The sequence below is a fragment of the Enterococcus sp. HMSC076E04 genome, from assembly GCF_001814285.1.
In the GTDB taxonomy this organism is placed as follows: domain Bacteria; phylum Bacillota; class Bacilli; order Lactobacillales; family Enterococcaceae; genus Enterococcus_B; species Enterococcus_B lactis.
In genome coordinates this window covers 103904-111854 of record NZ_KV815580.1, presented here as the reverse complement: position 1 = coordinate 111854, position 7951 = coordinate 103904, and the positions used below count along the sequence as shown (strand labels likewise).

The 7951-nt window shown below is 37.5% G+C and carries 8 protein-coding genes and 1 pseudogene; 5 read left to right on the top strand and 4 right to left on the bottom strand.

Features of this window, described 5'->3' with window-relative positions; translation table 11 throughout:
• Positions 1–49: 49 nt before the first annotated feature.
• A complete protein-coding gene (locus HMPREF2961_RS04575; RefSeq protein WP_002315240.1) occupies positions 50–769 on the bottom strand; it encodes a GntR family transcriptional regulator in 720 nt (239 codons plus the stop codon).
• Between the two features lie 127 nt (positions 770–896).
• Positions 897–2167, bottom strand: a pseudogene (gene celB, locus HMPREF2961_RS04570) (PTS cellobiose transporter subunit IIC).
• Between the two features lie 152 nt (positions 2168–2319).
• On the opposite strand from celB, the gene HMPREF2961_RS04565 reads away from it, so the two are divergent.
• The 4 genes from HMPREF2961_RS04565 to HMPREF2961_RS04550 all read left to right on the top strand — a co-directional run bounded on the left by HMPREF2961_RS04565 (position 2320) and on the right by HMPREF2961_RS04550 (position 5462).
• Entirely contained in the window at positions 2320–3717 is a 1398-nt protein-coding gene (locus HMPREF2961_RS04565; protein WP_002315238.1) for a glycoside hydrolase family 1 protein, read from the top strand.
• An 80-nt stretch (positions 3718–3797) separates the two neighbouring features.
• Complete coding sequence (locus tag HMPREF2961_RS04560; protein ID WP_002289467.1) at positions 3798–4238, top strand: universal stress protein; 441 nt, start codon at positions 3798–3800, stop codon at positions 4236–4238.
• Between the two features lie 147 nt (positions 4239–4385).
• Positions 4386–4712 (top strand): PadR family transcriptional regulator, encoded by a 327-nt coding sequence (locus tag HMPREF2961_RS04555; protein ID WP_002291828.1) that lies wholly within the window; start codon positions 4386–4388, stop codon positions 4710–4712.
• Positions 4713–5462 (top strand): permease prefix domain 1-containing protein, encoded by a 750-nt coding sequence (locus HMPREF2961_RS04550; protein ID WP_002315237.1) that lies wholly within the window; start codon positions 4713–4715, stop codon positions 5460–5462.
• A gap of 161 nt (positions 5463–5623) precedes the next feature.
• Here the strand turns inward: HMPREF2961_RS04550 and HMPREF2961_RS04545 are convergent, their stop codons facing one another.
• Positions 5624–6079, bottom strand: a complete 456-nt coding sequence (locus HMPREF2961_RS04545; protein ID WP_002291831.1) for a Spx/MgsR family RNA polymerase-binding regulatory protein — start codon at positions 6077–6079, stop codon at positions 5624–5626.
• A 422-nt stretch (positions 6080–6501) separates the two neighbouring features.
• The gene (locus HMPREF2961_RS04540) at positions 6502–6777 is read right to left on the bottom strand and encodes a hypothetical protein (RefSeq protein ID WP_070704025.1); all 276 of its coding nucleotides are present in this window, start codon (positions 6775–6777) and stop codon (positions 6502–6504) included.
• A gap of 294 nt (positions 6778–7071) precedes the next feature.
• Between HMPREF2961_RS04540 and thiD the strand changes: the two genes are divergently transcribed.
• Complete coding sequence (gene thiD / locus HMPREF2961_RS04535; RefSeq protein ID WP_070704022.1) at positions 7072–7887, top strand: bifunctional hydroxymethylpyrimidine kinase/phosphomethylpyrimidine kinase; 816 nt, start codon at positions 7072–7074, stop codon at positions 7885–7887.
• The last annotated feature ends 64 nt before the right edge of the window (positions 7888–7951 follow it).

Genomic DNA, 7951 nt, shown 5'->3' with positions numbered 1-7951 from the left:
AATTTTTCTTACTACTCGAAACTAAGCGGCTTTTCCACAACCTCTTTGGTTAAGTTGAACGCACATCCAACACAGAATAGTTCCGAACATCAAATCGGTTTCGGCTGGAAGAATATTCAATCGGCTGGCCATCTTTGAGATAGACGACTTGCTGAACTTCCAGTACAGGATCGTTTTCTGCACAGTTCAAATATTGCTGATCATATTCATCACTTTTATCTGCAGAAATAGCACGATAAGCCCCTGCAAAATGGACATTCAATTCTTGATGAAGATGATCATAGATAGAGGCTAACAAATGTTCTTTTTTTAAACCCGGCACAAGATGGACTGGCATAAAGGTATGCTCTAAAACATAAGGCTCGCCATCTAAGATCCTTAACCGGTGAATATTGTAGACAGGTTGCTCGGCATCGATCATCAATCGTTCTTGGATATATTGATCAGGGAATTCGACGTCAAAATGAATGATTTGACTCTTCAAAGAACGATGTCTGCGTTTCATTTGGAGACTCAAACCTTCATACTCGTTAGCGGGCGATGTGTCTTTTTGCATGAATGGATGATTCAAGATTTTCGTTCCTGATCCTCGCTGCGAATAGACAAGTCCTTCCATCGCTAAGATATTGATGGCTTTTTTGATTGTCATCCGGCTCGCACCAAATTCTTTTACCAAGTCCACTTGATTAGGCAAAAAACTATCGGGAGGATACTCTTTTGAACGGATTCGTTCCCTTAAAATATTTGCGATTTCTTCGTATTTTGGCACGTTATTCACCTCTTCTAGAGTATAACGAAAGATTATGCTTCCGACAACTCGAAGTAGCATCTGGAACATTGTTTATTCGAAAAAAGAGGATATGACAAGTTTCTTGTCACATCCCCTTAATGATCCATTAAGCAATATCTAGGTCTGGTTGTTTATCTAATACTTTCAAGAACGGGTACCAGATAAAGGCAACGATGACAAAGTCGATGACTTGCAGCATACCACCAAGCCATGAATTTGTTGCTAAGACACCGCTTGCAATGATTGGCACAGTCCATGGAACAGAGACGCCAGTTGGTGCAGGGACAAGTCCAGCAGCCATTACCAAATAATTGAACGTCGTTACGATTAGAGGCGCCACGACCCAAGGAATAAGGATTGTTGCATTCAATACGATCGGCAGACCAAAGATCGCTGGTTCATTTACATTGAAAATACCAGGTGCTAAAGCTAATCGACCAACATCACGATACTGTTTCTTTTTAAGAACGAAGGCCATTAATAAAACGACAGCTAAAGTCATTCCAGAGCCACCAATACCAACAGTGAAGGTTTCCATGAATGGTTTTGTGATGATGTGTGGTAATTCTTTTCCATGTTGATAAGCTTCTAAGTTATCAAGCATCAGTGTATTCCAAATCGGGTCCATTACAGAGTTGACGATGATTTGTCCGTGAAGTCCGAAGAACCATAAGAATTGGACAAAGAACAAAGCAATCAATGTTGCAGGTAAACTACTTCCCAAACCAGTTAATGGTTTTTGGATCACTTCATAAACGACATCATGTAAGTTAGCATTGAAAATACCAGTCATCACAGCGTTGATTACTAAGAAAATAGTTAGTGTCACTACAGCAGGGATCAAAGCGGCAAATGATTTTGTTACTGCAGGTGGAACTCCATCAGGCATTTTGATCTGCCAGCCGCGTTTCGTGATTCTGCAGTAGATTTCTCCAGCCAAGAAAGCAGCGATCATTCCAATGAACATTCCTTTTGCGCCAAGACGATCAAGTGAAAGAACACCAGTTACATCTTCACCACCAACGGTTTTCATTGCAAAAGGCGTAAGAATCAAGAAGCTGGCAAAAGACACGGCACCACCGAAAATACCTTCAACGTCATAAGATTTTGATAAATAATAGCCGATACCAAAAGTAACAAAAACCGACATGATGCTCATTGTTGCATTTTGCCCATTACCGAATAAGTTCGATAAAGTTCCCTTTGTTGCGTCACTGAAAAAAGGCAAGTTATTGATAACGACAACGATCGAACCGAACATCGTTAAAGGGAAGGAAAGCATAAACGCATCCCGTAAAACTGTAAGGTAACGATTTGCCCTAATAAATTAGCTAAGGGCATGATTTTCTCAGAAAGCTTGTCCATAAAACCGTTCATTTTTATTCACCTCAAATTTATTTGCAATCGATTACATACAAAGTATAACGCCGAATATTTTAAATGTCTAGTCATTTTTATAAAAAGTATTGATTTATTTTTTTAGGTTCGTTATGATTACGATATCAAGAAGAAAAGAGAGGAAGTACAAAATGAAAACCTACACATTTCCAGAAAATTTTTGGTGGGGTTCTGCTGCTAGCGGACCGCAAACAGAAGGAAGAGTAAGTAATGACGGGAAAGGAGAAAATATTTGGGATCATTGGTATGCATTAGAGCCTGAAAAATTCTTCGATCAAGTAGGACCTGAAAAAACTTCGCAAGTTTACACAAAATACAAAGAAGATGTTCAGTTAATGAAAGAAACTGGCCATAACACATTTCGTACATCTATCCAATGGAGTCGTTTGATTCCGGAAGGGACAGGTGAAATCAATCAAAAAGCTGTTTCTTTTTATCGAGATTATTTTACTGAATTGCTGAACAATGGTATCGAGCCTTTTGTGAATCTTTATCATTTTGATATGCCACTGTCCTTGCAAGAAAAAGGCGGGTGGTTATCAAGAGAAACGGTTGACGCTTATGTTTCTTATGCAGCCGCGTGTTTTGAATTGTTTGGAGACCTAGTCAAAAAATGGTTTACTCATAACGAGCCAATCGTACCTGTAGAAGGAGGCTACTTGTATCAATTCCACTATCCAAATCATATCAATATGAAAGAAGCGGTCCAAGTAGGCTATCATGAGAATCTAGCAAGTGCAAAGGCAATCAAAGCCTACCATGAAGGCGGTCATGATGGCGAGATCGGAATCATCTTGAATCTGACACCAAGTTATCCGAGAGATGAAACAAACCAAGATGATGTAAAAGCAGCGCAAATCGCGGATGCATTCTTCAACAGATCATTCCTTGATCCTGCAGTGAAAGGCGAGTTTCCACAAGAGTTGATCGAGATTGTCAAAACATTGGGTATAATGCCTGACATTCATGAAGGAGACTTAGAACTCATCAGAGAAAACACGATTGACCTGTTAGGAATCAATTATTATCAGCCTCGTCGGATCAAAGCAAAAGAAACACCGATCAATCACGAACATAGCCCCATGCCAGATGATTATTTTGATAATTACGACATGCCCAATAAAAAAATGAATCCATATCGTGGATGGGAAATTTACGAAAAAGGCATCTATGATATTTTAACGAATACAAGAGAAAACTATGGTAATATCAAATGCTATATTTCTGAAAATGGGATGGGGGTCGAAGGAGAAGAACGATTTGTTAACAGCGAAGGCATGATTGAAGATGATTATCGGATCGAATTTGTGACGGATCATTTGAAATATGTCTATCAAGCAATCCAAGAAGGAACGAATTGTGTGGGGTACCACATGTGGACATGTATGGACAACTGGTCATGGACAAATGCCTACAAAAATCGCTATGGCTTTATCGCTGTTGATTTGGCACAAGACGGCAAACGCACGATCAAAAAATCAGGTCGCTGGTTTAAAACGGTCTCCGAAAAAAACGGATTTGATGCCTGATATTTTTTGATAAAACGTTCACAAAATGTTTGTCCTAACACTGTAATCGTGCTACACTAACAGTGAAGGAGGCGTTTACAATGGTAGACACTTATCGTAATATTTTAGTAGCAATTGATGGTTCTGAAAAGGCAGAAAAAGCATTTCTTGAGGCAATCACGATTGCCAAACGAAATCAAGCAACGTTGCACATCCTGTATGTCAATGAAGTAACAGGCAATTACTTTGGTGATTTTGCATTTGTTACAACAAGCCTGCAGGAAGAATTGGATGAGGTTGCGGAAAACCAGATGAAAGAACATCGAAACTTGGCAATCGAAAAAGGCCTGACAGATATCGAGACATATGTTCTTTACGGTTATCCAAAGACACTGATTGCTAATTTCCATGAATCGAAAGAACCAATCGATCTGATTGTCATGGGGGCGACAGGTCTGAATGCGGTAGAACGTGCGCTAGTAGGTTCCACTACTTCCTATGTAGTCAACCACGCATCATGTAACGTCATGGTTGTAAAATAAATAAATTAAAGGAACAGAAAGCAAAAAAGCATAATGCTTCTCTTGCTTTCTGTTCCTTTTTATTTTTTGCAAAAAATTACTTTACCTGATGAAGTAATCATGCTATGCTGATTACAACGACAGATGGAGTAATATGGAGGAGAGAACATGATTTCAAGTGATGGAATACGCGGATACAATGATGCGATTATTTTATCGATCCTTAACAAAAACGATTCTTATGGATACGAAATTTCTAAAACAATCCGTGAGAGGACAAATGATTCCTATGTAATCAAAGAGACGACACTTTACTCCGTTTTTGCCCGTTTAGAAAAGAATCAATTGATTGTTTCGTACCCTGGTGAAGTGACCCATGGAAAAAAACGGACCTATTATAAAATCACTGAAATAGGACGTAATCTTTTAGAAGAAAAAAAGCAAGAGTGGCTGACGACGAAAGACGTGGTCGATCAATTTTTGGAGGGAAAGTAAATGGATACAATCCGTAATTATTTAGAAAGTCTTTTTATCGGAGTACCCCGAAGTAACGAGATAGAAAAGCTGAAAGCTGATTTGTTGGCAAATATGGAAGATCATTATCATGAATTAATGGGAGAAGGGAAAAATGAACAAGAGGCCATTGGTACAGTCATCTCGACATTTGGTTCAATCGACGAATTATTAGAAGAATTAGATGTCAAAAAAGAAAATCCAAGTCCCGAGACGGAATCAAATCCAGCTTCGATTTATTTAAGCGAAGCAGAAAATTATTGGAAAGAATACAGAGCAGCAAGTCTTCAAGTAGCGTCAGGTGTCCTATTCACTTGTTTATCCTTTGCAGGATTTCTGTTCTTCTGTTCAACAGGCTATGCATTCATGGGTGTTTCTTGTCTGATTTTCGGTATAGCATTAGCTGTCGGTTTTTTCATCGCTTCTGGTATGAAAATCACCCGCTTAAATCACTTTTTGTATAATAGAAAAATACCTGAAAAAGTATTAGCAGAAGCAAAAGAAAAAGAAGAAGCATATCAGCGAAGTTTTGGCTTCTCGTTGATTGCAGGAATCGGATTATGTATTTTTTCACTTTTCCCACTTTTTGCTTCGATTTTGTGGTATATGGATGGTAGTATCGGTGCCTCTGGATTTTTTGTTACAGTAGGAACGGGTGTCTTTTTGATTATTTATGGCAGTCTTGTTCGTCATTCTTATCGTCAGTTCACTCAAAGCACTTATTCGTGGTAAGTGTGCACAAATTTGAACGCCATGAATCAGAGGTTGTGACAGAAGTAGTTATCTTCAAGAATTAGCTTCAAGAAAATTCGGCTTATTTTTCGTAGAAGCTACTTCTGGAACACTAGTTATTCGGAAAAAAGGACGGTGACACTTTTTTGTCACCGTCCTTTTTATATATAATAATTTAAAAATTCATCATCTAATTCCATAGAATTGTCTAGATCGCTTACCCACGTGAAATCGTTATAGACAGATTTGAGCTGGCTTCTGCGCCATTGTACAGGGATAAAAAGACGCATACTATCTTCATTGAACCCGACTAATAATTTTTTTCCGTCAGTAATGATGGGACGTTGCAACAAAGTAAAATGAGACACGATTAAATCGACAAGTTCTGAGGTCGTACATTGGTCAATTTGATCTTTCAAATTTTTATAATCAATCGAGCGTTTAGCTAATAGATCGTCAAATCCGTTTTCTGTTAATGATAATAAATAAAAGATTTCTTTTCTGGTTAAAGGCTGTTTAGGTGTGAAAATTCGTTCTCTGTAAGGCATTTGGTGGTCTTTCAGCCAATTTGCCATCAGATGGTAACTATGTGTACGAGAAGAATAGATCGTAAGCATAACAAAACTCCTTAAATTTTCCATTAATTTGTTCGATCTGTTGAGATAAATAATAGGTAAGGAGCTGTGTATAAGCGTGAAACAACCCAAACATCAATAGAAATAACTTTCTAAAGTCTTAAATTTGCGACGAGAAACAACTAGACTAATAGAAGGAATGTCTCAGCCATTTGGCTTCCTGTTTGTTTTTCTTGCTTATGCTGCAGCTCCTCGGGAAAGGGTTCTAACAATTTGAAGAAGGTTGATGATTGATCTAGTTTCAATTGTGTGAAATTTGAAATCTGGTGTTTTTACTAGATGAATCATCTAACAACTATGATTATAACTTATAGAACCGTCGTTTTGTATTCTGTTTTGTTATAGTTGTTATAAAGTTTTATTTTATTACAGAGCATATTTAATTAAGAGCGTATAGTTAAAAGTTAAAATTGCTGATGCACATAGAGTTTATGACTTCTTGGAAATTCTTTTTCAATCAGTTTTTTCATCTGTTTATGAAATTCTTTTTTTTCAGTAAACATAAAGGTTTGGGTATCGTAACCTTCTTCATTTAGGAAATAGATTATTCCTTTTTTTGTGTTTTGCGTATAAGCTTTTATACTCCTGTCTTTTTTGAAAGAACAGATCGTATAGTTTTCTATTTGGTCTGGGAGACGTTTGATTTTCTTCAAAATGACTTTTTTATCCTCAAGTTTCATTTTTTCACCTGACTTTATTTTTTATCATATGGAAATCATAGCGCCATTGGTTATATGAAAACAAGAAGGATACTGAAATATATACAAATCGAATAGTAGGTATTTGTTATTAGAATAACTAGTTCAAATAAATGACAACTATTTTCTGATTTATTACAAATGTTTTTTCAAATAAATTTGATTACCAAGAAAAGGTAGTGGTATATTTACTGAGGGATACTTTGAAAAACATATAATAGAAACAGTAACAGCATCATGAAAAAATTTTTTTATAAAAATGGAGGGATCGATTTAATGGAAGAGCAGTATGTACAAGCAATGACGATCGCAGGATCAGATAGCGATGGAAGCGCAGGGATGCAAGCAGATATGCATACATTCTTTACAAGAAGTGTTTACGGTGTTTCTGTCATGACCGCATGTGTTGCAGGAAATTCTTACGGAATCGGAGCAAGTGTGACCTTGCCAACCGATTTTATCGATAAAGAATTTGAACTGATTGCAGTGGACTTTCAAATACGTGCAGCTAAAACAGGTATGCTAGCAGATTCAAATTTGATTGAGACAGTTGTAAAAAATTATCAAAAATATGATTTTGGACCATTAGTCGTGGACCCCGTGATCGTAACGAAACATGGAAATCTTTTACTAGAAGAATCTGCTTTGCAAAGCTTGAAAGAAAAACTTGTCCCTTTGGCCGAAGTACTGACACCTAATTTTTACGAAGCAGAAAAGCTGACTGGACGGACATTAGCAACTGAAGAAGATTTTGTGCAAGCAGCAAAAGAACTGCAAGAGATGGGTGCGAAAAACGTCATGATCAAAGGACATCATGCAAAAGATGCGCAACAAGAAACAGTCAACGACTACGTATTGCTTGAATCAGGAAAATCATTTTGGCTGAATGCGCCATTTTATCCTACTGACCGGATCAATGGAACTGGCGATTCGTTATCTGCATGTATTGCAGCCGAATTAGCTAAAGGAAAAACAGTAGAACAAGCGATCCGATTGGCAAAAGACTATGTAAACCGTGCGATTCGTGAAGAAATAAACGTAGGGCATAAATATGGACCAATCAATCATTGGGCAGCCAGTGAATTAGAGTAAAAGAAAGAGGTTGTGAAATCAGCGTCCTGTCCTGAGTATTAGCTCAACAAACGGAAAAATAGTT